Consider the following 24235-nt stretch of genomic DNA (forward strand, 5'->3'; position numbering starts at 1 on the left):
GTGGTGCGCCTTCAGCCGCTGCGGCGGCCATCCACGAACACCATGAGCTCCTGCGGCGCGAAGGCCGTCCACGTCTCGTTGGTAGTCAGCGGCGAGGTCACGACGATCGCGACCCGGTCGGTCGGCGTCGTGTGGCGCGCGAAATCGATGCTCAGGTCTTCATCGGCCAGTTGGGCACTGAGGAAGGGATGCTTGCGCTCGATGTACCAAAGATTTGTCGAGGCATGCGCCCACAGCGCCTGTCCGTTCGACAGCATGAAGTTGAAGGTGCCGTGCGCCGCCAGCCGAGGCGCCAACTCACGCAGCGTCAGCGTGAGTTCCTCGACGCTCGGCACGTCTGCGTGCGACTTGGCCAGCTCCTGCATGATCCAGCAGAAGGCGTGCTCGCTGTCGGTGTTGCCGACCGGGTGGAAGTTGCCGTGAAGACGCGGCCGGAAGTCCTTCAGGTCGCCGTTGTGCGCGAAGACCCAGTAGCGCCCCCACAGCTCGCGCACGAAGGGATGGCAGTTCTGGAGATTGACTGCGCCCTGGGTGGCTTTGCGGATGTGCGCGATGACATTGCGGCTTTGAATGGGGTAGCGGCGGATCAGCTCAGCCACAGGCGACTCGCAGGCGGGCTGGTGATCGACGAAATGCCTGAGCCCCCGATCCTCGAAGAAGGCAATGCCCCAGCCGTCCGCATGATGGTCGGTGCGCCCGCCGCGCTGCGCGAACCCCGTGAAGCTGAAGGTCACGTCGGTCGGCGTGTTGCAGTTCATTCCGAGTAGCTGGCACATCTCGATAGCTTAGTTCACGGGCTGTTCGTCGAGCTTGCTGGAAGGCTTTTCGCGCAACTGCCAGGCGGCGCAGATCGCGAGCGCGCAAACAGCTGCGAGCATGACGAAGACCTCATCAAAGGCAGCGAGCCGCGCGGGGCTGCTGGAAGCATTGGCCAGCGAATCGCCATGTGCGGCAAGTCGCCATTCGAGAATGACCGCGCAGAGACTGACGCCTGCCGCGCCGCCGAGCATGCGCAGGAAGTTGATCGAGCTGGCACCCTGCGGAATCATGTGCTTGGGCAGTGGCCGCATCGAACCGAGATTGAGCGACGGAAGAATGAACCCGAGCCCGATGCGCCCGATGACCGCGAAGACGACCAGCAGCCACAGCCCGCTGTCCAGACGGAGCACGATCATCAGCGCGAACGAGGCAGCCAGCAGCATCAGGCCGATGGTCACCAGCAGATAGGTCGGATGCCTGTCCGCGAGCCGGCCGACGCCGGCGATGGCGAACGCCAGCACCACGCCCGCCGGCAGCAGGATGGTGCCCACGTGCGACGCCGAAAGCTGTAGCCCGACTTGCATGTACACCGGCAGCAGATAGGTCGAACCGAACAGCGCGGTGCCGTAGATGAAGGCGACGATGCTGCCCATTGCGAACTGCCTGTGCTTGAACAGCGCGAGATTCATGAGGGGCATGCCGCCCGCCGCGGCGAACCGCCGCTGCCAGGCAAGAAAAGCGCCGAAAGCCACGCCGGCCGCGGCCAGAAGGGCGGTTGCCTGGGTCGGCGAGTCGCCCCGCAGTGCGACCAGTCCGTTCAGCAGACACAGCGTGCCGATGGTGCCGAGCGCGAGGCCGCGCCAGTCGAGCCCGGTGTCGCGCGACGCTGCCGCACCGCCCGGGGCAGTGGTCGGAACGAACTTGTAGGCCAGCCAGATCGACGTGATGCAGAACGGCACCACCATGAAGAAGATCGAGCGCCAGCCGAACAGGTCGACCAGCACGCCGCCGATGCTCGGTCCGATCGCCGGCGCAAGCACCACGCCCATGCCGAAGATGCCACTCGCGCGGCCCTGCTCGTGGGGCTCGAAGGCGCGCAGGATGATGATGGCCGGAATGGGCTGCACCACGCCGGCCGCCAATCCTTCCGCGACGCGCGCGAGCAGCACCAGCGAGAAGTTCGTTGCCAGCCCGCCGGTCATGCCGCCGGCCAGCAGCAGCACCATGGTCCCGACATAGGTGCGCCGGTAGCCGTAGCGCGACAGCAGCCACGGTGTGGTGAGCATCGATACCGTCATCGCCACCATGAAGCCCGAACTCACCCATTGCGCGCGCTCCTGGCCGAGCGAGAAATGGTGGCTCATGCCCGGGATCGCCACATTGACGATGGTGGAGGACATGATCGAAGCCATCACCCCCACCATGACGGAAAAGAGCAGGAGCCAGCGATAGCGCTCGCCGTAGCGGCTGCTCAGGGATTGCGCGGAAAGTTGATTCATGGGGGGAAGCCGGTCGGGCCGTCCTACAAGCATATCGGCGTTTGGGACGCGGACACCTCAAGTCGACGGCCCACAATGGCCAGCCGATCCGATCGCGACGAAAGACCCGCCATGGCCCTGGACGACAACGACATCGAGAGCAAGGACGACGCCACGCAGTCGCTTGCCGCCGAATTCAAGGCGCCGACCGTCACCCGCGCCTACCAGTGCCAGTGCGGCCGGCCGGTGTTTCTCGCCAACAGTCGCTGCCTCGCGTGCCAGACGCCGCTTGGTTACGTGATCGAACAACTGGGCGTCGTGCCACTCCAGCCTGCAAAGCACGACGGCGCCGAGCCCGACACATTCACCGTGTTCGGCGACACGGGCGGCAAGGCTTACAGGCACTGCGCAAACCTGATGACGCCGTCCGCTTGCAACTGGATGGTGCCCGCCCCACGCGAAGGCGACGATCCTTCATTCAACGTGGACGGACTGGCGCCCGGCATGTGCCTCGCCTGCAGCGTGACCCGCACCATTCCGGACCTGACCGTCGAGGGCAATGGAGACCGTTGGCTGGCGCTCGAACTCGCGAAGCGGCGGCTGCTCTCGCAGCTGCTGGCGCTGAAGTTGCCGGTGGTCACACGGCTGAGCGATCCGGTGCACGGCCTTGCCTTCGACTTCCTGAGCAACATGCCCGGTGCGCCGCACGTGCTCACCGGTCACGACACCGGTGTCATCACCCTCAACGCCGAAGAGGCGCAGGACGATGTGCGCGAACGCATTCGCGCCGAAATGCGCGAACCGTATCGCACGCTGCTCGGTCACTTCCGCCATGAGATCGGCCACTACTACTGGGATCTTCTGGTGCAGCCGACGCCTTGGATCGACGATTTCCGCGCGCTCTTCGGCGATGAGCGCGAGGACTACGCAGCGGCGCTACGCAAGCACTACGACAACGGCGCGCCAGCGGATTGGGCCGATCGCTTCGTCACCAGTTATGCCAGCTCGCATCCGTGGGAGGACTGGGCCGAAACCTGGGCGCACTACCTGCACATGGCCGACACCGCGGATACGGCCCTGAGCTTTGGTGTCGACGCGCGAAACGTCGAACTGGCCAGCGATCTCTTCGAGCCCACGGACCTCTGGCAGCCGGAGCATCCGGAAGCCGTGCGCTTCCTCGACTTCATCAACGGCTGGGTGCGGCTCACGAATGTGCTCAACGAGTTGTCGCGCAGCATGGGGCAGCCCGACTACTACCCCTTCGTGCTACCGCGAACAGCCGTCGGCAAACTGCAGTTCATCCACCTGGTGATCGCCGAACAACGCGAGCGCGGCACGCAATCGGCTGAAGCAGTGCCCGAGGTGGACCCTGCACCGGAGCCCGAACATCAGGCCTGAACGGCCGCCAACACTGCGCACCGTGCGCAGATGCACGCGAGCCCGCGTTTTTCCGGTGGCACCCTGGCCAGCAACTCGGGGCTGAAGCTGAATTCCGTTGCCATGCACCAGCACGGCGGTTGCTTCTGGCCGGTTTCGCGCTCCACTTCCATCGCGCAGCGATTGGCTTCGCCGCACAACGGGCAGTGCGAGGCGTCGAGACTTGAATAGTCCATCACGCTTTCTCGAAAGCCGGCAGCTTCTTCGGCACCGCATGGTTCGCGAGCGTGACGTACACCGGCAGCCCGTTGCTGTAGGCCGGATAGTCCTCGCCCTGGATCAACGGCAACAGATAGCGACGGCATTTGTCGGTGATGCCATAGCCGTCTTCCGAGATGAAATCGCGCGGCATGAACTTCTCGGTGTTCGCGACCGCATCGAGCGGCGCGGTGCCGATGCGGTATTGATAGGGCTCGTCGGAAATGCGCTCGATGGTCGGCATCACCGAGTTCTTGCCTTCCAGCGCCAGCTCGACAGCGCGTTGCCCGAGCTCGTAAGCCTGCTTCACGTCCGTCGCCGAAGCGATGTGACGTGCCGCGCGCTGCAGGTAGTCCGCAACGGCCCAATGGAACTTGTGGCCCAGCGCTTCCTTGACCATCTGCGCCACCACTGGTGCGGCACCGCCAAGCTGTGCATGCCCGAAGGCGTCCTTCGTGCCCTGTTCCGCGATGAAAGTGCCGTCGGGATGGTGGCAGCCTTCGGACACGACGACCGTGCAGTACCCGTGGTACTTCACCAGCGCATCCACGCGCGCGAGGAACGCCGGTTGATCGAACGGAATCTCCGGGAACAGGATCACCACCGGCACACCCTGATCGGCGACCAGCCCGCCGGCCGCAGCGATCCATCCCGCGTGACGGCCCATCACCTCGATCACGAACACCTTGGTCGATGTCGCCGCCATCGAGCGCACATCCATCGAGGCTTCGAGCGTCGACACCGCCACGTACTTCGCGACTGATCCGAAGCCCGGGCAGCAGTCGGTGATCGGCAGGTCGTTGTCGATGGTCTTTGGCACATGGATCGCCTGCAGCGGGTAACCCATGGACTGCGACAGCTGGCTCACCTTGAAGCAGGTGTCGGCCGAGTCGCCGCCGCCGTTGTAGAAGAAGTAGCCGATGTCGTGCGCCTTGAAGACTTCGATCAGCCGCTCGTACTCGCGCCGGTTCTTTTCGAGCGACTTCAGCTTGTAGCGGCACGAGCCGAACGCGCCCGAAGGCGTCGTGCGCAGCGCGGCGATCGCTTCGGCCGATTCACGGCCGGTGTCGATGAGATCCTCAGCGAGCGCGCCGAGGATGCCGTTGCGGCCCGCGTACACGGTGCCGATGCGGTCAGGATGCCGGCGAGCCGTTTCAATCACGCCGCAGGCCGACGCATTGATCACGGAAGTGACGCCGCCGGACTGGGCGTAGAAGGCGTTGAGGATGGGCATGCGGCATTCTCCCGCAGCCCTCCGCACGTTTCCAGTGGGGCGAACTCAGCGGCCGGGCAGGCCCATCGAGCGCGTGATCACCTCTTTCATGATCTCGTTCGTGCCACCGTAGATGCGCTGCACCCGCGCATCGGCATAGGCGCGCGTCACGGGGTATTCCCACATGAAGCCGTAGCCGCCGTGCAGTTGCACGCACTCATCCATGACCTTGCATTGCAGGTCGCTCGTCCAGTACTTGGCCATGCTGGCGGTCGCGGTGTCTAGCTTCTTCTGCATGAGCAGGTCGAGGCACTTGTCGACAAACACCTGCGCGATCTGCACCTGCGTCTGCAGTTCGGCGAGCGTGTAGCGCGTGTTCTGGTAGGCCGCGACCGGCTGGCCGAACACCTTGCGATCCTTCACGTACGCCACGGTCTGGTTGATCGCAGACTGCGACGCAGCCACCGCGCCAATCGCGATCTGCAGGCGCTCCCACGGCAACTGCTCCATCAGGCAGACGAAGCCGCGGTTCTCCTGCGCCTTGCCGCCGAGCAAGGCGTCTGCCGGTACGCGCACATCGTTGAAGAACAGCTCCGAGGTGTCCTGCGCCTTCAGGCCGAGCTTCTTGAGTCGCTTGCCTTTTTCGAAGCCGGGCGTGCCGCGCTCGATCAGGAAGAGGCTGGTGCCCTTCGCGCCAGCGGCCGGGTCGGTCTTCGCGACGACGATCACCAGATCGGCATGCCATCCGTTGGTGATGAAGGTCTTGCTGCCGTTGATGACGAAGCTGCCATCCGCCTGCTTCAGTGCGGTCGTCCGCACGGCCTGCAGGTCGCTGCCGGCGGAAGGCTCGCTCATCGCGATCGCGCCGATCATCTCGCCGCTCGCGAGCTTGGGCAGGTAGTGCTTCTTCTGCGCTTCGGTGCCGTAGTGAAGGATGTAGGGCGCCACGATGTCGCTGTGCAGACCGAAGCCCACGCCGGTGAAACCGCGTGCCCACAACTCCTCGTACTGGATCGCCGAATAGAGCAGGTCGGCATCCGATCCGCCGTACTCCTCCGGCATCGTCATGCAGAGAAAGCCGTTCTCGCCGGCTTTGTTCCAGACCGCTCGATCGACGTAGCCCTGGTCTTCCCAGGCCTCATGGAAAGGCGCGATCTCCTTGTCCATGAAGCGGCGGAAGCTGTCGCGGAAGGTCTCGTGGTCGGGTGTGAAAAGTGTGCGTTCGATCATCGGGATTCAACGTGGAGGAAAGACAGGGGCGCGCTTCTGCAGGAAGGCCATGACGCCTTCGGCGAAGGTCGGCTTGTCGAGCAGCTCGCGCTGACGTTCGCTTTCGTAGTGCAGCTGCTCGGAGAGCGAATGCCGCTCCGACACCTCGATCGCCTTGCGCGCCTCCAGCACTGCATGCGCCGGCAGACGCGCGAGCCGCTGCGCGATCTTCTGCGCTTCCAACAGCAGCAGATCGTCATCGATGCACGACCAGATCAGTCCCCACTGCGCAGCCATCTCGGCACCGAGCTTCTCGTCGAGCAGCGCCATGCCCATCGCGCGCGCCGGACCGACACGGCGCGGAATGAACCATGTGCAGCCGAGGTCCGGCACGATGCCCAGCTTGGGCAGGAAGGGCAGGTAGAAATACGCGCTGCGCGCCGCGACCACGATGTCGCACGCCAGTGCCACGCCCACGCCCGCGCCAGCCGCAGGCCCGTTGACCGCGCACACCACCGGTACGGGCAGCGCGCGGATCTCCTCGATCAGCGGGTGGCTCATCTCCTGCATCCAGTCGGCGGTGCGGTTGCCGAGCGTCTTGCCATCGTCGGGTGGATTCATCGAGCTCAGGTCCGCGCCCACGCAGAAGGCCTTGCCCGCCCCAGTGAGGACTACGGCGCGGATCTCGGGATGCATGCGCACGCGCGCGAGGCTGTCGCGCAGGCCCTGCTGAAGTTCGAGCGCGATCGGATTCAGCTTGGCCGGCAGATTCAGCGTGATCGTCGCGATGCCGTCGTTGACCTCGTAGAGAACGCTGTCGTTCATGTCACAGCCGCTCCACGATGGTGACGTTGGCCATGCCACCGCCTTCGCACATCGTCTGCAGGCCGTAGCGCTTGCCGCGCTGGCCGAGCGCGTTCACCAGCGTCGTCATCAGCTTGGTGCCGGACGCGCCCAGCGGATGCCCGAGCGCGATCGCGCCGCCGTTGACATTGAGCCGAGCCGGATCGGCGCCGAGCTTCTGCAGCCATGCGAGTGGCACGGGCGCAAAGGCTTCGTTGACTTCGAAGAGATCGATGTCGTCGATCTTCATGCCGGCCTTCTTCAATGCACGCTCGGTCGCGGGAATCGGTGCTTCCAGCATGATGACCGGGTCGTGCCCCATCACGCTCATGTGATGGATGCGCGCGAGTGGCTTCACGCCAAGTGCCTTCAGGCCGCGCTCGTTGACCACCAGAACGCCGCTCGCGCCGTCGCAGATCTGGCTCGCGGTGGCGGCGGTGCAGCGCCCGCCTTCGGCGATCAGCTTCACGCCCGCGATGGACTCCAGAGTGGCCTCGAAGCGGATGCCTTCATCGATGGTGTGCATCTCGCCGCTCGCAGAGCCGTCGGCGAGGCGGATCTCCACCGGCACGATCTCGTCCTTGAACGCGCCCTCGCGCGTGGCCGCGATCGCGCGCTTGTGGCTTTCGAGTGCGTAGCGGTCGAGCGCGTCCTTCTCGATGCCGTAGTTCCTCGCGATCATCTCCGCGCCGGTGAACTGGCTGAACTCCACGCCGGGGTAACGCTTCTGCATCGCCGGGCTCATGTAGATGCCGAGCCCTGCCTTCGCCGGCAGCGCGTTGGGCGTGAACATCGGCACGCGCGTCATGCTTTCGACGCCGGCGGCGATCACCGCATCCATCGCGCCGGACATCACCGCCTGCGCCGCGAAATGCAGCGCCTGCTGCGACGAGCCGCATTGCCGGTCGACCGACGTGCCAGGCACCGATTCGGGCAGCTTCGATGCGAGCACCGCATTGCGCGCGACATTGGTTGCCTGCTCACCGACCTGGCTGACGCAGCCGAGGATCACATCCTCGACGAGCGCCGGATCGATGCCGCTGCGCGTCACCAGCGCGTCGATGACCTGCGCTGCGAGGTCGACCGGGTGCCAGCCCGCGAGCTTGCCGCCGCGCCGGCCGCCGGCGGTTCGGCCGGTGGCCACGATGAATGCTTCTGCCATGGAGAGTCCTTCGTCCGAGTGATGAGACCCGGCGCGGAGGGCTATCCGGAGTGCCGGGCAAACGTCGATGGTTCGACGCCCGGCCTGTCAGGTCAAGCCGGGGACATCCCGTGGAGCCAGAGTCGCCAAGGCGACGTGACTTGCCGCGGCACTTCCTGCGCGACCGCGACAGAAAGTCGCTTTGCCGAGAAGCGCACGCACGACGACTCCAGCGCGGCGACCAGGGCGCGCTCATGCGAATCGCTGCGGAAGTGCTCGCCAGGGTTCAGGACGATGTCGCGCCGGTCATGGTCGAGCGTGATCCAGACGGCGCCGCTCGTGCATTCGATGTCGACCTCGTGCGCATCGGGCAGCGTGAAGATCGCTTTCTTGGGCAGGCTGAGGGAAAGGCGTTGCGGGCGGGTGGTCATGACGGCTCCTTGCATTCACTCTGCGAATGAATATAGTCACCGCACGTCCCTGTGTCATACGGTCATTCGGAACTCGTAGCATGCGCCCAGAGAATGCGAAACCGCTTCCGTCGCCAATGGCCGAGCTGCCGCCGCTAGAGCTGCTCCGCAGCTTCGAGGGCGCGGCGCGCACCCTGAGCTTCACCGAAGCGGCGGGCGAACTTTTCGTTACCCAATCGGCGGTCAGCCGGCAGATCCAGCAGCTCGAAGCGAGCCTTGGCGTGATGCTGTTCGAGCGCCGCCACCGCGCGCTGGCGCTGACCGAGGCCGGTCGCATCTACCAGCGCGCCGTCGTGGAAAGCCTGGAGCGGCTCCGCGACGCTTCCGCCCGCGTGCGTGCCGCGCCTGCGCCACGCCAGATCGCGCTCACGACGACGCCGGGCTTTGCGTCGCTGTGGCTCATTCCGAGGCTTGCGCGCTTCACTGCGGACCACCCGCTGGTCGACGTGCGCGTCTCGGCCACGCTCGAAGTGCTGGATCTCGAACGCAGCCGCCTCGATATCGCGGTGCGCTTCGTACCGATCGAACGCGGCACCGGCCCGACGCTGTTCGAGGAATCGGTGATGCCGCTGTGCGCGCCGCATGTCGCCGCCGCGCTGCATGCGCCGAACGACTTGGTCGACCAGACGCTGCTCACCGTCGACCTGCCGAACCATGCCGAAGCGCCCACGGCCGATTGGGAGCCATGGCTCGAAGTGATGCGCCTCACCGACCTGCGCATGAAGAACACCATGCGCTTCACGCAGTACGCGGACGCTGTCGCCGCTGCGGTGGCAGGGCAGGGCGTGGTCATCGGGCGCCTGCCGCTCTTGCGCGAACTGGTGCGATCGGGCCAGCTCGTGGCGCCTTTTGGCGAGGGCGCGGCATCGCGCCGGGGCTACTTCATCGAGACATCGCGCCGCGCCGCCACCAATGCCGATGCGCAGGATTTCGTGCGTTGGCTGCGCGCGGAAGCCGAAGCGGCGCAGCGCGGCTGACCAAGCGCATTAAAGTGGAGGGCTTGGCCGCTTTGGCGGTCTTGCATCCACCGACCCGATATTCCGATGACCTCGACGATCGACAACGACGCTGCCGCGCCCGCGGCTCCTGCTGTACCTGCGGCGCCTACCGCACCTGACGCGACTGCCGCCCCCAGAAAGCGCCGCCGCCGCGGTGGTTCGCAGAAGGCCAGGCCTGCCGACGCGAAAGCGGCCGACCAGCAAGCTGCACAGCAAACCACCCAGAAGGCCCAAAAGGCCCAGAAAGGCCAGAAGCCCGCGCGCAAGGTGCACCCGGTGCTCGAGCGCCTCTTCGAGCTCTACCCGAAGATGTTCGGCGCGCGTTTCCTGCCGCTCAAGCTTGGCGCCTACCAGGACTTGGTGGCGGCGCATCCCGACGAGTTCAAGAAGGAAGACCTGAAGATCGCGCTCGGTCTGCATGCGCGCTCCACGCGCTATTTGGAAGCCGTCGCCGCCGGTGAGCAGCGGCATGACCTGAACGGCGTGCCGGTCGAACCGGTCGCTCCGGAGCATGTGCATCACGCGATCCTCGAAGTCTTCAAGCGCCGCCAGGCGCGCACCGGCGAGGATCTCCGCCCGAAGCTGCGCGAGCGGCTCGTCGCTGCGATCGAGGCCTCGGGCCTTTCGCGCGAGGACTACGTCCTTGCGATGCGCGGCGGCGACGAGGCGTCGAATGCAGTGCTGGACGAAGCCTTCGCGGAAGTCGGCGCGCGCACCGCGAAGCGCGAGGCACTTCGCCGCGCTTTCGAGGCCAGTGGCAAGTCCGTTGCGGAGTTTGCCGAGATGTATGGCATGAAGCCAGCAGAAGTCGAGCGGACGCTGCAGCAAGCGGCGTCACAGAAGACCGCATAACGATTCGGCGCACCAAAGAAAAACGGCACCCTGGGGTGCCGTTTTTTCATTCGCCGGGGTGGATCAGGCCCCAGCCTTCACCTTCAACCGCCACGCATGCAGCAGCGGCTCGGTGTAGCCGCTCGGCTGCTCGACGCCCTTGAAAACGAGGTCCTGCGCAGCCTTGTACGCCGCCGAGGTGCCGAAGTTGCCGGCCATGTTCTTGTAGAGCGGGTCGCCGGCGTTCTGCTGGTCGACCACTGCGGCCATGCGCTGGAAGGTGGCGTCGACCTGCTCCTTCGTCACCACGCCATGCAGCAGCCAGTTGGCGATGTGCTGGCTGGAGATGCGCAGCGTCGCGCGGTCTTCCATCAGGCCGACGTTGTGGATGTCCGGCACCTTGGAGCAGCCCACGCCCTGGTCGATCCAACGCACCACGTAGCCCAGGATGCCCTGTACGTTGTTGTCGAGCTCCTGCTGGCGTTCGGCGTCGGTCCAGTTCACCGACGGCGCGACAGGCACCTTCAGCAGGTCGTTCAGGATGTTGTCGCGCTCGGCGTTGGCATCGATCTGCTCCAGCTGCTTCTGCACGTCGGCCACGCTGACCTGGTGGTAGTGCAGCGCATGCAGGGTCGCGGCGGTGGGCGACGGCACCCAGGCGGTGTTCGCGCCGGCCTTGGGATGACCGATCTTCTGTTCGAGCATTGCGGCCATCAGGTCGGGCATGGCCCACATGCCCTTGCCGATCTGCGCCTTGCCGCGCAGGCCGCACGAAAGACCGACCAGCACGTTGTTCTTCTCGTACGCCTGGATCCACGGGGTGGCCTTGATGTCACCCTTGCGCAGCATCGGACCGGCGTACATGGCGGTGTGCATCTCGTCGCCGGTACGGTCGAGGAAGCCCGTGTTGATGAAGGCCACGCGCGCGGCGGCCTCGGCGATGCAGGCCTTGAGGTTGACGCTGGTGCGGCGTTCTTCGTCCATGATGCCGAGCTTCACCGTGTTGGCCGGCAGGCCGAGCACCTTCTCGACGGCGCCGAACAGCGCGCTCGCGAAGGCGACTTCGGCCGGGCCGTGCATCTTCGGCTTGACGATGTAGACGCTGCCGGTGCGCGAGTTGCCCTTGCGCTTCAGGTCGACGGTCGCGATGGTCGTGGTGATCACTGCGTCCATGACGCCTTCCGGAATCTCCTTGCCGTCGGCGTAGAGGATGGCCGGGTTGGTCATCAGGTGGCCGACGTTGCGCACGAACATCAGCGAGCGGCCATGCAGCTTGACCGGCTTGCCGTCGGCGCCGGTGTATTCGCGGTCGGGGTTCAGGCCGCGCGTGAAGGTCTTGCCGCCCTTGGAGACTTCTTCGGTCAGCGTGCCTTGCAGGATGCCGAGCCAGTTCGAATAGGCGAGCACCTTGTCTTCCGCATCAACCACGGCCACCGAGTCTTCGAGGTCGAGAATGGTCGAGAGCGCTGCTTCGACCACCACATCGCTCACGCCGGCCGCGTCGCTCTTGCCGATCGGCGTGCTGCGGTCGATCTGGATGTCGAGGTGGATGCCGTTGTGCTTGAGCAGCACCGATTTCGGCGCGGCCGCATCGCCTTGGTAGCCGATGAACTGCTCGGGGTTCTTGAGTCCGGTGCTGCTGCTTTGCAGCGCGACGACCAGCTTGCCGTTCTCGACCTTGTAGCCGGTCGCGTTCTTGTGCGAGCCGTTTTCGAGCGGTGCGGCCTGGTCGAGCACGTTGCGCGCGAACTCGATGACCTTGGCGCCGCGCGCCGGGTTGTAGCCCTTGCCCTTTTCGGCGCCACCGGTTTCGGGAATGGCGTCGGTGCCGTACAGCGCGTCATACAGCGAGCCCCAGCGCGCGTTCGCCGCGTTGAGCGCATAGCGGGCGTTGAGGATCGGCACCACGAGCTGCGGGCCGGCCTGCAGTGCGAGCTCGGCATCGACGTTGGCGGTGGTCGCCTTCACGTCCTTGGGTTGCGGCAGCAGGTAGCCGATCGATTCGAGGAAGGCGCGGTAGGCCGGCATGTCGGCGATCGGGCCAGGGTGCGCCTTGTGCCACTTGTCCATCTCGGCCTGGATGCGGTCGCGTTCGGCCAGCAGCGCGATGTTCTTGGGCGCGAACTCGCTGACGATCGCGTCGAAACCCTTCCAGAACGTCGCGCTGTCCACGCCGGTGGCGGGCAGCACGGTGTCTTCGATGAAGCGATGAAGCTCGTTGGCGACCTGGAGGCCGTGGACTTGGGTGCGGGCGGTCATGGTTCTTTCTCCTGGGGGGAATACGGGATTCAGCCGGGAACTTTATTCGATACCTGGCTGGCGAGTAATAGCCGAAATCGGGTTTGATCGATGACAAAAATGGGGGTAATTGGGGCGCTGTCCCATCACATGTGAGCGTACGCCGGGTGAGCGTTTGCTTCCAGTTCCCCCGACATTCGCGGGCTCTGTCCGGCTTCAGCCAAGCGTCGTACGTACCGTCTGAAGCGCATCGGTCACCGTCTGCATGCGCCGCACCATCTCCGCATTGACCACCTCCAGCAAGGCTCGCAGTTCGCTCGGTCGAACAAAGAATTCCTCGAAGTCATGGCGGTAGATCGGCGTCAGAAAGTTCTCGACGCAGTCGTATGCGCAATGCGCTGCACGAAGGTTGTTGAACTCGTCCTCGACTGTCATCAACGCGCCGCTGATCGCCCTTTTCTTGGCTGACTTTCGGGGTGCGGCTGTTGCGAGCCGGCGTTTGACGGCTTTGAGCCTTGCGCGTTTGGACTTGTCGGAAGAGGTCGCGGTTGTGCGATCGGACTTGGCCATTGTTGGCCTCCCTGAGGTTGCGGTTTTCAGAAACCGCCGCTCCCGAGACCAATCGAGGGCGGCAGCTCGACGAGTTGGTCTACCGGGCAACCTCTTGCGAGAAACCGGCCGGGCTCGCGCCCGCCCGCCGAGCCGCCATAAGGGGCGCGACGCGGCGAGGCCGCAAAACCTTGCAGACAGAACTGCGACCTTCGCCGCAGAGATTGCACGGGAGACCAATCCCGATCGCGCCCTTTGTGGACGCGACCCGCGCAGTATGCCAGCGCTACTGCCCCCGCCTGCCTGCTAGACGGTTCCGCTGAGCCTTTGCGCGGCGGCACGAACCGGGTCGACATAGCGCTCGTCGTAGCGGTGCGCCGGCATCGTGAGCGTGACGGCGGCTGCGAGGCTACCGTCCGTACGGAACACAGGGGCCGAGATGCCACCAAGCTCGGCCGTGCGATCGCCGACCGCTGCGTAGTAGCCCTGTGCGCGGATCGATTGGCAGAGTCTGCGTTCCTTTGCGCCGCGCGGCCACCCGGCTTCGGGACCGAATGCGATGAGTACCCGTGCGCCCGCGCCACGATCGGCGGGGAGCAGGTCGCCGGCGCGGACGTGATCGCGCACCGGATGCGGCGAATCGACCCGGTAGAGACACAGCCGCGCCCACGCGTCGCCTTGCGGTTGCCGCACGTGATACGCCGCGCTTTCGCCGGTGGCCGCGACGAGATCGCGCAAGACCGGCATCACGATGCCTTCGAGCGAGAACGAGGTCGCGTACAGGCCGTGCAGCCGCGCGATTTCCGCGCCCAGCGCGTACCGGCCGTCTTCCTGCCGGCGGATCAGCCTCGCATGCTCCAGCGAAGCCAGGAGCCGCAGCACGGTGCTCTTGTAGAGCTGCGTGCGTTCGGCAAACTGGGTGAGCGTCAGCGCGCCATCGCCCGCCTGGAACGCCGCGAGCAGGCTCAGCGCGCGATCGACCGCGGCGGCGCCGCCGGGCGCAGCATTGAGGTCGGATGTCGATTCGGTCTGGGCTTTGCGTGGCATGGGCTTCCTTGACAGCGGGGGCGTTCGCCGGTCTAATTCTGTTCCATGGAATTTAGTTCTGTCTTGCAGAACTGTCAATTCCGCCCAAACCCCCGGAGACAGTTCCCCATGAATTCCCCCGACATCCTCATCAGCGAGGTCGGTCCGCGCGACGGTTTGCAATCGGTGAAGGCCACCATGCCCACCGCCGACAAGCTGCGCTGGATCGACGCGCTCTATGCAGCCGGCGTTCGCGAGATCGAAGTGGCCTCGTTCGTGCCCGCGCGCCTTCTGCCGCAGATGGCCGACGCTGCCGAAGTCGTCCGCCATGCCGTCACGCTGCCCGGCCTGACCGTGATGGCGCTCGTGCCCAATCGCAAGGGCGCCGAGGCGGCGCTCGCGGCCGGCGTGCACAAGCTGACGATGCCGGTGTCGGCGAGCGCGGCGCATTCGCTCGCCAATGTGCGCAAGACGCGCGAAGAGATGGTCGAGGAGGTCCGTGCCATCTCGGACCTGCGCCGCGAGATCGCGCCGCACGTCAAGCTCGAGGCCGGCATTTCCACTGCGTTCGGCTGCACCTTGCAGGGCGACGTGCCGGAAGACGAAGTCATCCAGCTCGCGGCGCAATGCGTCGCGGCGGGCGCCGACGAGTCCGGGCTCTCGGACACCGTGGGTTACGCCAACCCCGCGCAGGTGCGCCGCCTGTTCCGCCGCCTGCGTGCCGAGATCGGCGACAAGGCCGGCGCGGCGCACATGCACAACACGCGCGGCCTTGGCCTGGCGAACTGTCTCGCGGCGTACGAAGAGGGCGTTCGCACCTTCGACGCATCGCTCGGCGGGCTCGGCGGCTGCCCCTATGCGCCGGGGGCTTCGGGCAACGTGGTCACCGAAGACCTGGTTTTCATGTTCGAGGCCATGGGCTTGCGCACCGGCATCGACATCCAGAAACTCATCGCGGCGCGCGCGCCGCTCATCGCCGGCTTGCCCGGCGAACCGGTCTACGGTATGACGCCTGAGGCCGGCCTGCCCAAGGGCTTCACGCAAGGAACCGTTCATGTCTGAGTCCGCCACCGCCCCCCTGCTGCCGTACGCAGGCATCCGCGTCGTCGAGTTCACCCACATGGTGATGGGGCCGACCTGCGGCATGCTGCTGGGCGATCTCGGCGCCGAGGTCATCAAGGTCGAGCCGATCGAAGGCGACAGCACCCGCCGTCTGCTCGGTTCGGGCGCGGGCTTTTTCCCGACCTTCAATCGCAACAAGAAGAGCATCGCGCTCGATCTCAAGCAGCCCGAGGGCGTGGAGGCCGCGCTGCGCCTCGTCGCCACGGCCGACATCGTGAGCGAGAACTTCAAGCCCGGCACGATGAAGAAGCTGGGGCTCGACTACGAAAGCCTGAAGAAGCTCAATCCGCGTCTCATCTATGTGAGCCACAAGGGCTTCCTGCCGGGGCCCTACGACCACCGCACCGCGCTCGACGAAGTCGTGCAGATGATGGGCGGCCTCGCCTACATGACCGGCCGCGTGGGCGACCCCCTGCGCGCCGGCACCAGCGTCAACGACATCATGGGCGGCATGTTCGGTGCCATCGGCGCAATGGCCGCGCTGCGCCAGCGCGAGCAGACCGGCCAGGGCTGTGAGGTGCAGTCGGCGCTGTTCGAGAACAACATCTTCCTCGTCGCGCAGCACATGATGCAGTTCGCCGCCACCGGCAAGGCGGCCGACCCGATGCCCAGCCGCATCTCGGCATGGGGCATCTATGACGTCTTCACCGTGAAGGACGGCGAGCAGATCTTTCTCGCGGTGGTCAGCGACAAGCAGTGGGCGATCTTCTGCAAGGCTTTCGGGCTCGACGAGATGTTTGCCGATCCGCGCCTGAAGACCAACAACGACCGCGTCCGCGCGCGCGAATGGATGATGCCGATCCTGCGCTCGCAGCTCGCGGATCGCAGCGCGGCAGAGCTCAGCGAAGTGTTCGAGCAGAACGAACTGCCCTTCGCGCCCATCACCAAGCCGCAGGATCTGTTCGAGGATCCGCACCTCAACGCCACGGGCGGCCTCGCGCCAGTGCGCATGAATGACGGCAGCGAGTCGAAGGTGCCGCTGATGCCGTTCACCATCGGCGGCGAGCGGCTCGGCATTCACCAGCAGCCGCCGTTGATCGGCGAACACACGGACGAACTGCTGCGCGAGGTCGGCTACAGCGATACGCAGATCGGCGAGCTGAAGTCGCGCGCCGTCACCCGAAGCGAGTGATCGCCCGCGCCTTCAGGCGATGTCCTCATGGAGGCAGAGGATGTTGCCTTCCGGGTCTTCGAACCAGGCCGCTTTCTCTGACCCGAGCACGCACACGTGCTCGACCGTCTTGAGGCCCGGAAAGTCGTAGTCGGCAAAGCGCACGCCCCGCTTTTTAAGCGCGGCAACCGACTCCGAGATGTGATCGACGCGGAAACTCACCGCCGTGTGCTCCGCCTTCGTCCCTTCGGGCTTAGGGAAGAGCGCCAGTTCGGTACCGCCGCAGCGATAGATGAACTTGCCGTCCGGCTTGGCGCCGAGCGGCTCCAGGCCCAGCGCGTCTTCATAGAACCTGCGCGCGCGGTCCAGATCCTTCACGGGCAACATGCACGTGACGCTGCTTGCGGAAAGTGGGTTCATTGCGTGCTCCGGCGGTTTCGGAAGACTTCCTTTCTAGGCCGATCGCGCGCCCGGCGCAATCCTGGCGGCAGCAGGCATCATTGGCGCCGCCATGGACAGACTCAAGCAACTCGAATCCTTCGTCTCGATCGCCACGCGCGGCAGCCTCACTGCTGCGGCGAAGGCGGAGGGCGTCGCGCCGGCCATCGTCGGGCGGCGCATCGATGGGCTCGAGGAGCGTCTCGGCGTCAAGCTCCTGGTGCGCACGACGCGGCGCATCACGCTCACGCACGAAGGCAGCGCGTTCCTGGAGGATTGCCAGCGGCTGCTGACCGAGCTTGCCAACGCCGAGGCGAGCGTGAGCGCAGGGGGCGTCAAGGCCAGTGGCCATCTGCGCGTGACCGCGCCGGCCGGCTTCGGACGCAGGCACGTCGCGCCGCTGGTGCCGCGCTTCCACGAGTTGCATCCGGAAGTGACCCTCTCGCTCAACCTGAGCGACCGGGTGATCGACGTGGCTGGGGAGAACTTCGATTGCGCGGTGCGCGTCGGCGACTTGCCCGATTCATCGCTTGTGAGCGTTCGCCTCGCGGACAACCGCCGCCGTTGTGTGGCGACGCCGGAGTTCGTGCGCCGCCATGGCGCGCCGAAGCACCCGTCCGAGCTCGTCCGCTTCGACTGCCTGACCCTGTCGAGCGATGCCTCGCAGACGCGCGGATGGGCGTTTCGCGTCCCGACCGGCAGTGGCGAGCACGAGGTCATCCATCTCAAGCCCTCGGGGCCGCTCGATTGCTCGGACGGACAGGTGCTGCACGACTGGTGCCTCGCCGGCCACGGCGTCGCATGGCGCAGCACCTGGGAGGTCGAGGCCGAGATCGACGCCGGCCTGCTGGTGCCGCTGCTCGACGACTTCGCCGCGCCACCGAACGGCATCTACGCGGTCTTCCCGCAACGCAAGCACCTGCCGCTGCGGGTGAGGCTCTGGCTCGATTTTCTGAAGGCGAACTATGCGCGTCCGGAGTTCTGGGGCGGCACAATCGCTCGGCCGTCGACAACCGAGGAATCCCACCGATGACGCTCGAAGCCATCCTTGCCTACCTGCATATCCTGGCCATCCTGACGATGGTCGTCTTCATTTCCAGCGAGGCCGCGCTATGCCGGGTCGAGTGGATGAATGCTGCGGTGGTCGAGCGGCTTTCGCGGGTCGACATGGTCTACGGCATCGCGGCCATCGCCGTGCTCGCGACCGGTATCGCGCGCACTTGGTGGGGCATGAAGGGCACGGCGTGGTACTGGACCAACCCGCTGCTGCACCTGAAGCTGACGCTTTTTATCATCGTCGGCCTGCTATCGATCCGGCCGACGATGACCTATTCGCGGTGGCGCAAGGCGCTGCGATCGAACGGTGCGCTGCCGGCCGAGGCCGACGTGCGCAAGACGCGCAAGCAGGTGATGGTGCAGGCGCACATCATCGCGTTGATCCCACTGGCCGCGGTGTTCCTCGCACGCGGCTTCGGGGCGAGGGGCTAGCGCGATGTCGCCGGCGACCTCCAGGGCGCTGTTCGCCGGCACCATCTTCACCAGCGCCTTCCTGCTCTTTCTCGTCCAGCCGCTGATCGCCAAGCAGATCCTGCCGTGGTTCGGCGGATCGGCGGCGGTGTGGTCGATCTGCATGGTGTTCTTCCAGGTCGTGCTGCTGGCGGGCTACGCGTATTCCGACTGGGTCACGCGGCGCCTGGCGTCCCGGATGCAGGCGCGGGTGCATGTCGGGCTGCTGCTGGCGAGCCTTGTGTTTCTTCCCATCGTGACGAGTGCGCGCTGGAAGCCCGACGGCACCGAGGACCCGACGCTCTGGATCCTCGGGTTGCTGCTCGGCACGATCGGGCTGCCGTACTTCCTCCTGTCGACTACCGGTCCGCTCGTGCAGTCCTGGGTGGCGCGGACGCCGTGGGGTGCGCAGGTGTACCGGTACTTCTCGCTGTCGAATTTCGCTTCGCTCGCGTCTTTGCTCGCCTACCCGGTGCTGATCGAACCGCACAGTTCGCTGGTGCAGCAGGCGTGGGGCTGGTCGGCGGGCTATGCCGCTTTCGTGCTGCTGTGTGCCGGCACCGCGCTGCTCGTCTCGCGGCGCTGGCCTGCGGCAGCGCCGGTCGCGGCATCCGGTGCGCCCATGGCGTCGATCGCGTCATCGGCAAGGCCGGCGGTGGGCGACTACCTGATGTGGCTCGCGCTGCCGGCCCTCGGATCGTGGCTGCTGCTGGCGATCACCAACCACCTCACCCAGAACGTCGCCGCGATTCCGTTCCTGTGGGTGTTGCCGCTGTCGGTGTATCTGCTGACCTTCGTGCTGACCTTCGAGAGCGACCGCTGGTACCGCCGTGCTGTCTTCGTGCCGCTTGCCGCCGGGATGCTGGCGCTGTGCGCCTTCGGGTTGCAGGACAACCTGGGCACCAATCTGCGGACAGCGCTGCCGATCTATGTCGTGGGGCTGTTCGCGCTGTGCATGTTCCTTCATGGTGAGATGGCGCGGCTGCGGCCGGGCGGGGCGTATCTCACGCGCTTCTACCTGATGCTGTCGCTGGGGGGCGCGCTCGGCGGCGTGAGCGTCGGGCTGATCGCGCCGCACGTGCTGCCGGCCTACTACGAACTCGGGGTGGGACTCACCTTGTGCGCCCTGATCGCCGCGGTGCTTTGGCGGCAGCGTCGCGTCGGCATGGCGGCCTCGCTCGGTCTGGCCGCTGCTTGCGCCTGGTTCTTGGCGCTGCAGGTGGCGGGCGATGCGTCGGGGGCCCGGCGCATGCAACGCAACTTCTACGGGACGCTGCTGACGCTCGACACGCTGCGCGGCGATGCGAAGGAGAAGGTCCGGCAGATGTATCACGGCTCGGTCAAGCACGGCGAGCAGTACCTCGCGGCTGCGCGTCGCCGCGAGCCGACCACCTACTATGGCCGTTCCTCCGGCATCGGACTGGCGATCGAGTCAGCGCCCGCGAAAGGGCGCCGGGTCGGCCTGATCGGCCTGGGCGCCGGCACGCTTGCCGCCTATGGCCGGACCGGCGACGTCTACCGCGTCTACGAGATCAATCCGGAGGTGTTCACGCTGGCCGACAGCGAATTCAGCTTCCTCGCCGACAGCCGCGCCCGCATCGAGCGCGTGCTCGGCGACGCGCGCTTGGCGCTGGAGCGCGAAAGCCCGAAGGAGTTCGACGTCCTCGCGGTGGATGCCTTCTCAGGCGATTCGGTGCCGGTCCACCTGATCACCTGCGAGGCCATGGACATCTACTGGAAGCACATGAAGCCTGACGGCATCGTCGCCTTCCATGTGACCAACCGCTTTCTTGCGCTGGCGCCGGTGGTCGAGAAGATCGCGCTGGCAAAAGGCCTGCACGTCGCCTACGTGCACGACGAGCCGACCGATCCGGGGCTGCGCAACACCGACTGGGTGCTGGTCGCGCAAGACCCGGAGGTGCTCAAGCGCGAAACCATCCGCCGTGCGAGCTCGGAAATCGCGCCGATCCCAGGCCTCCAGGCCTGGACCGACGACTACAACAATCTCTTTGGCGTGCTGAAGTAGCTCAGCCCTTCGCGTCGGCCTCGCACTTCTTCATGAAGCTGTTCTTGGCTGCACCTGCCAGCGCCTTGCCGTTCTTGTCGATCGCCTTGGTGGCGCAGGTGGCTGCCGCGGCTGCCTTGGCGTCTTTCTCGCACTTCTTGACGAAACTGGTCTTGGCGGCGCCGTTGAGCTTCTTGTCGGCGGCCTGGGCATCGCAGGTCTGTGCGTGCGCGACGCCGAAGGAGAGGGTGGCGCCCAGAGCCAACAGGGAAAGGAGTTTTTTCATGATGGAGGAATCCTTGAAGTTGGGTTGCGACAGGTTGTCCCCCGCCGCCGGGGCTGCCCACCCTAACGGCCCATGTTGACTCTTGGATGACGATCGTCACAGGTCGTCATCGTGCCCCTCGTAAAATCCCGCGATGCTATTGGTCAAACAGGAGCTGCTCGCGGCACTCGCGGACACGCTCGAATCCCTCTCGCCCGGCGCCGGCAGCAAGGCCGCGTTCGAGTCCCCCAAGGTCGCAGCGCACGGCGATTTCGCCTGCACGGCAGCCATGCAGCTCGCCAAGCCCCTCCAGCGCAAGCCACGCGAACTCGCGGAACAGATCAGCGCGGCCTTGATGGCGACGCCGGTCTTCGCCCAGTGGGTGGACGCGATCGAGATCGCCGGCCCCGGCTTCCTCAACATCCGCCTCAAGACTGCCGCCAAGCAGCAGGTGGTGCGGGAGGTGCTCTCCGCGGGCGATCACTTCGGCGAACAGCCCAAGGGCGGCGAACGCGTGCTGGTGGAGTTCGTATCCGCCAACCCGACCGGCCCGCTGCATGTCGGCCACGGCCGCCAGGCGGCGCTGGGCGATGCGATCTGCAACCTGCTCGCCACGCAGGGCGACGACGTCTATCGCGAGTTCTATTACAACGACGCCGGCGTTCAGATCCAGACGCTGGCCAACAGCACGCAGCTGCGCGCCAAGGGCCTCAAGCCGGGCGACGCCGGATGGCCCGAGCAGGCCTACAACGGCGAATACATCGCCGACATCGCCGAGGACTTCAAGGCGAAGAAGACCGTCAGCTCGGACGACCGCGAGTTCACCGCGAGCGGCGACGTCGAGGACATCGATTCGATCCGCCAGTTCGCCGTGGCCTATCTGCGCCACGAGCAGGATCTCGACCTCAAGGCCTTTCAGGTCCGCTTCGACAACTACTACCTCGAGTCGAGCCTGTACACCAGCGGCCGCGTCGAGGCGACGGTCAAGAAGCTGGTCGACGCCGGCAAGACCTATGAGCAGGACGGCGCGCTGTGGCTCAAGTCCACCGACTACGGCGACGACAAGGACCGCGTCATGCGCAAGGGCGACGGCACGTACACCTATTTCGTGCCCGACGTGGCCTATCACATCGCCAAGTGGGAGCGCGGCTTCCACAAGGTCGTGAACATCCAGGGCACCGACCACCACGGCACCATCGCGCGCGTGCGTGCCGGGCTGCAGGCGGCGGGCGTCGGCATCCCGGCCGGCTACCCCGACTACGTGCTGCACACCATGGTGCGCGTGATGCGCGGGGGCGAAGAGGTCAAGATCAGCAAGCGCGCCGGCAGCTACGTCACGCTGCGCGACCTGATCGAGTGGACCAGCACCGATGCGGTGCGCTTCTTCCTGCTCAGCCGCAAGCCCGATACGGAATACACCTTCGACATCGACCTCGCGCTCGCGCAGAACAACGACAACCCCGTCTACTACGTGCAGTACGCGCATGCGCGCATCTGCTCGGTGCTGGCGGCCTGGGGTGGCGACGTGGCGTCGCTCAAGGATGTGGACCTGTCGCCGCTGCAGAGCCCGGCTGCACAGGCGCTGTTGCTGCAGATCGCGAAGTACCCGGCCATGCTCACCGGCGCGGCCAAGGATTTCGCACCGCACGACGTCACTTTCTACCTGCGGGAACTGGCCGCCAGCTACCACAGCTATTACGACGCCGAGCGCATTCTGGTCGATGAAGAACCGGTCAAGCTCGCGCGCCTGGCGCTGGTCGCCGCCACCGCGCAGGTGCTGCACAATGGCTTGGCTGTGCTCGGCGTCAGTGCGCCGCAGAAGATGTGATTTCGACTCTCACCATGAAGCAAAGACAAAGCGGCAACATCGTCATTGGCCTGATCATCGGACTGGTGCTCGGCCTGGGCGTGGCGCTCGGCATCGCGGTCTACGTCACCAAGGTGCCGATCCCGTTCATGACGAAAACCCAGCGCAGCGGCCCTGAGCAGGACGAGGCCGAGGCCCGCAAGAACCGCGACTGGGATCCAAACGCGCCGCTCGCGGGCAAGTCCGGCCAGCAACCGGCACGCCCGCCCGCGACGACTGCAAATGCCAGCCCGACGACAGCCCCGGCCCAGCCGGCGACCGTGGGCCCGCTCAATCCCCCGAGCGCGCCGGTGCCGGTCGTGGTGGCGCCGAGCGCGAAGAGCGCCGACGCCGCTCCCGCACGTCCGCGCACGGCGCCGGTGCCTGCCGAGGCCAACGCGACACCGTCGAGCGATCCGTTGGGCGACCTCGCCCGCGCCCGCGCCGGTATCGGCGGCAGCACGACGACCGCCAGCGCTGCAAACAGCACCGGCTCCAGCACGGGCGCCGATCCGTTCATCTACTTCGTCCAGGCGGGTGCATTCCGCACCTCTGAAGACGCCGAAGCCCAACGCGCCAAGCTGTCGCTGATGGGAGTCGAGGCCAAGGTGACCGAGCGCGAGCAGTCCGGCCGCACCGTCTACCGGGTGCGCGCGGGCCCGTTCAACAAGAAGGAAGACGCTGATCTGCTCAAGGAGCGGCTCGACGGTGGCGGACTCGAGTCCGCACTGGTCCGGGTTCAGCGCTGACATTTCTTTACTTCGCGTTTCCGGGGAACTCGCCCCGGAGCGCAGGCTCTTTCAGCCGCAAAGGAGAATTCATCAATGAAACGTCGTGACTTTTCGCTGGCCGCAGCTTCGCTGGGTCTTCTTCCCCTGGTTTCCAACGCGCAGCAGCGATTCAAGGCTGGAACCGACTACATCGTGCTGAGCACGCCGATGCCGGTCGACGCACCGGCCGGCAAGGTCGAAGTGGTGGAGTTCTTCTCGTACAACTGCCCGCATTGCGCTGCCTTCGAGCCGCAGCTCGAAGCCTGGGTCAAAAAGCTGCCGGCCAACGTGGCCTTCCGCCGCATCCCGGTGCCTTTCGTGGGCAACGATACCGAAGCCAAGCAGCGCCTCTACTACACGCTCGAGGCGATGGGCAAGGTGGATGAGTTCCAGCCGCAGATCTTCGACGCCATCCACAAGCAGCGCCTGCCGCTGGTCGGCGACGCGGCGATCCTGGCATGGTCGGAAAAGCAGCCGGGTCTGGACGCCAAGAAGTTCGCCGAGCTGTTCAAGTCCTTCTCGGTGGTCGGCAAGGCCAAGCGCGCCGCCCAACTGACCAACGACTACCGGGTGGCCGGTGTTCCGGCGATGGCCGTTGCAGGCCGCTGGTATGTCGATGGCGACACCGCCGGCTCGCTCGACCGCGCACTGCAGGTCGTCGAGTTCCTGATCGGTGAAGCCAAGAAGGGCTGAGCGCATTGCCCGGGACGGTCGCTGAGGTCGTCCTCCCGCTTCGGAAAGCCCGCCTTGGCGGGCTTTTTCATCCTGGCCGCGAAACCCCA

24 protein-coding genes are annotated in these 24235 nt (G+C 66.0%); 11 read left to right on the forward strand and 13 right to left on the reverse strand.

From position 1 onward, the window contains the following. Positions 1-11 precede the first annotated feature (11 nt). Both FHW64_RS25425 and FHW64_RS25430 read right to left on the reverse strand, forming a co-directional pair. On the reverse strand, positions 12-776 hold the full coding sequence (locus FHW64_RS25425; RefSeq protein ID WP_184530997.1) for a class II glutamine amidotransferase: 765 nt from the start codon (positions 774-776) through the stop codon (positions 12-14). Between the two features lie 9 nt (positions 777-785). After that, positions 786-2258, reverse strand: coding sequence for a DHA2 family efflux MFS transporter permease subunit (locus FHW64_RS25430; RefSeq protein ID WP_260306332.1), 1473 nt, complete (start codon positions 2256-2258; stop codon positions 786-788). 111 nt (positions 2259-2369) lie between these two features. Between FHW64_RS25430 and FHW64_RS25435 the strand changes: the two genes are divergently transcribed. Further along, positions 2370-3635 (forward strand): putative zinc-binding metallopeptidase, encoded by a 1266-nt coding sequence (locus FHW64_RS25435; RefSeq protein WP_184530999.1) that lies wholly within the window; start codon positions 2370-2372, stop codon positions 3633-3635. Here the strand turns inward: FHW64_RS25435 and FHW64_RS25440 are convergent. The 6 genes from FHW64_RS25440 to FHW64_RS25465 form a co-directional block, all read right to left on the reverse strand. Beyond that, complete coding sequence (locus FHW64_RS25440) at positions 3626-3850, reverse strand: cysteine-rich CWC family protein (RefSeq protein WP_184531000.1); 225 nt, start codon at positions 3848-3850, stop codon at positions 3626-3628. The genes FHW64_RS25435 and FHW64_RS25440 overlap by 10 nt on opposite strands. After that, positions 3850-5106 carry a 6-phosphofructokinase gene (locus tag FHW64_RS25445; RefSeq protein ID WP_184531001.1) on the reverse strand — a complete coding sequence of 419 codons (1257 nt, stop codon included), beginning with the start codon at positions 5104-5106 and terminating at the stop codon, positions 3850-3852. Before FHW64_RS25445 ends, FHW64_RS25440 begins: the two co-directional genes overlap by 1 nt. Positions 5107-5151: 45 nt before the next feature. Continuing rightward, a complete protein-coding gene (locus FHW64_RS25450) occupies positions 5152-6315 on the reverse strand; it encodes an acyl-CoA dehydrogenase family protein (protein ID WP_184531002.1) in 1164 nt (387 codons plus the stop codon). A gap of 6 nt (positions 6316-6321) precedes the next feature. Further along, the gene (locus FHW64_RS25455; RefSeq protein WP_184531003.1) at positions 6322-7119 is read right to left on the reverse strand and encodes an enoyl-CoA hydratase-related protein; all 798 of its coding nucleotides are present in this window, start codon (positions 7117-7119) and stop codon (positions 6322-6324) included. A gap of 1 nt (position 7120) precedes the next feature. Further along, positions 7121-8299: an acetyl-CoA C-acetyltransferase gene (locus FHW64_RS25460; protein ID WP_184531004.1), complete on the reverse strand. Its 1179-nt coding sequence runs from the start codon at positions 8297-8299 to the stop codon at positions 7121-7123. A gap of 92 nt (positions 8300-8391) precedes the next feature. Beyond that, on the reverse strand, positions 8392-8709 hold the full coding sequence (locus FHW64_RS25465; RefSeq protein WP_184531005.1) for a DUF2917 domain-containing protein: 318 nt from the start codon (positions 8707-8709) through the stop codon (positions 8392-8394). Positions 8710-8789: 80 nt separating this feature from the next. On the opposite strand from FHW64_RS25465, the gene FHW64_RS25470 reads away from it, so the two are divergent. Next, positions 8790-9725, forward strand: coding sequence for a LysR substrate-binding domain-containing protein (locus tag FHW64_RS25470; protein ID WP_184531006.1), 936 nt, complete (start codon positions 8790-8792; stop codon positions 9723-9725). Positions 9726-9791: 66 nt separating this feature from the next. After that, complete coding sequence (locus FHW64_RS25475; protein ID WP_184531007.1) at positions 9792-10598, forward strand: ProQ/FINO family protein; 807 nt, start codon at positions 9792-9794, stop codon at positions 10596-10598. A gap of 63 nt (positions 10599-10661) precedes the next feature. On the opposite strand, the gene FHW64_RS25480 is transcribed toward FHW64_RS25475, so the two are convergent. The 3 genes from FHW64_RS25480 to FHW64_RS25490 form a co-directional block, all read right to left on the reverse strand. Continuing rightward, positions 10662-12836, reverse strand: coding sequence for a malate synthase G (locus FHW64_RS25480; protein ID WP_184531008.1), 2175 nt, complete (start codon positions 12834-12836; stop codon positions 10662-10664). Positions 12837-13031: 195 nt separating this feature from the next. After that, on the reverse strand, positions 13032-13250 hold the full coding sequence (locus tag FHW64_RS25485) for a hypothetical protein (protein WP_184531009.1): 219 nt from the start codon (positions 13248-13250) through the stop codon (positions 13032-13034). A 420-nt stretch (positions 13251-13670) separates the two neighbouring features. Beyond that, entirely contained in the window at positions 13671-14411 is a 741-nt protein-coding gene (locus tag FHW64_RS25490) for an IclR family transcriptional regulator (RefSeq protein WP_184531010.1), read from the reverse strand. A gap of 108 nt (positions 14412-14519) precedes the next feature. Here FHW64_RS25490 and FHW64_RS25495 point away from each other — a divergent pair, with 108 nt between their 5' ends. Together FHW64_RS25495 and FHW64_RS25500 are read left to right on the forward strand one after the other, a co-directional pair. Then, entirely contained in the window at positions 14520-15452 is a 933-nt protein-coding gene (locus FHW64_RS25495; protein WP_184531011.1) for a hydroxymethylglutaryl-CoA lyase, read from the forward strand. Beyond that, a complete protein-coding gene (locus FHW64_RS25500; RefSeq protein WP_184531012.1) occupies positions 15445-16644 on the forward strand; it encodes a CaiB/BaiF CoA-transferase family protein in 1200 nt (399 codons plus the stop codon). Before FHW64_RS25495 ends, FHW64_RS25500 begins: the two co-directional genes overlap by 8 nt. A 12-nt stretch (positions 16645-16656) precedes the next feature. On the opposite strand, the gene FHW64_RS25505 is transcribed toward FHW64_RS25500, so the two are convergent. After that, entirely contained in the window at positions 16657-17043 is a 387-nt protein-coding gene (locus FHW64_RS25505; protein ID WP_184531013.1) for a VOC family protein, read from the reverse strand. A gap of 91 nt (positions 17044-17134) precedes the next feature. Between FHW64_RS25505 and FHW64_RS25510 the strand changes: the two genes are divergently transcribed. Genes FHW64_RS25510 through FHW64_RS25520 form a run of 3 tightly spaced genes read left to right on the forward strand, consistent with a single transcriptional unit; the run spans position 17135 to position 20593 of the window. Next, the gene (locus tag FHW64_RS25510) at positions 17135-18094 is read left to right on the forward strand and encodes a LysR family transcriptional regulator (protein ID WP_184531014.1); all 960 of its coding nucleotides are present in this window, start codon (positions 17135-17137) and stop codon (positions 18092-18094) included. Then, positions 18091-18549 (forward strand): DUF2214 family protein, encoded by a 459-nt coding sequence (locus tag FHW64_RS25515; RefSeq protein ID WP_184531015.1) that lies wholly within the window; start codon positions 18091-18093, stop codon positions 18547-18549. The genes FHW64_RS25510 and FHW64_RS25515 overlap by 4 nt, the downstream gene beginning before the upstream one ends. 4 nt (positions 18550-18553) lie before the next feature. Then, positions 18554-20593, forward strand: coding sequence for a fused MFS/spermidine synthase (locus FHW64_RS25520; protein ID WP_184531016.1), 2040 nt, complete (start codon positions 18554-18556; stop codon positions 20591-20593). Position 20594: 1 nt separating this feature from the next. On the opposite strand, the gene FHW64_RS25525 is transcribed toward FHW64_RS25520, so the two are convergent. Then, on the reverse strand, positions 20595-20858 hold the full coding sequence (locus tag FHW64_RS25525; RefSeq protein WP_184531017.1) for a hypothetical protein: 264 nt from the start codon (positions 20856-20858) through the stop codon (positions 20595-20597). Between the two features lie 133 nt (positions 20859-20991). On the opposite strand from FHW64_RS25525, the gene argS reads away from it, so the two are divergent. From argS to FHW64_RS25540, 3 genes are all read left to right on the forward strand, one after another. Further along, positions 20992-22665 (forward strand): arginine--tRNA ligase, encoded by a 1674-nt coding sequence (gene argS / locus FHW64_RS25530; RefSeq protein WP_184531018.1) that lies wholly within the window; start codon positions 20992-20994, stop codon positions 22663-22665. 14 nt (positions 22666-22679) lie between these two features. After that, positions 22680-23432, forward strand: coding sequence for an SPOR domain-containing protein (locus FHW64_RS25535; protein ID WP_184531019.1), 753 nt, complete (start codon positions 22680-22682; stop codon positions 23430-23432). A gap of 75 nt (positions 23433-23507) precedes the next feature. Beyond that, positions 23508-24146, forward strand: a complete 639-nt coding sequence (locus FHW64_RS25540) for a thiol:disulfide interchange protein DsbA/DsbL (RefSeq protein WP_184531020.1) — start codon at positions 23508-23510, stop codon at positions 24144-24146. Positions 24147-24235 lie beyond the last annotated feature (89 nt).

This window comes from Variovorax sp. Sphag1AA, from assembly GCF_014192575.1.
Lineage (GTDB): Bacteria > Pseudomonadota > Gammaproteobacteria > Burkholderiales > Burkholderiaceae_C > Variovorax.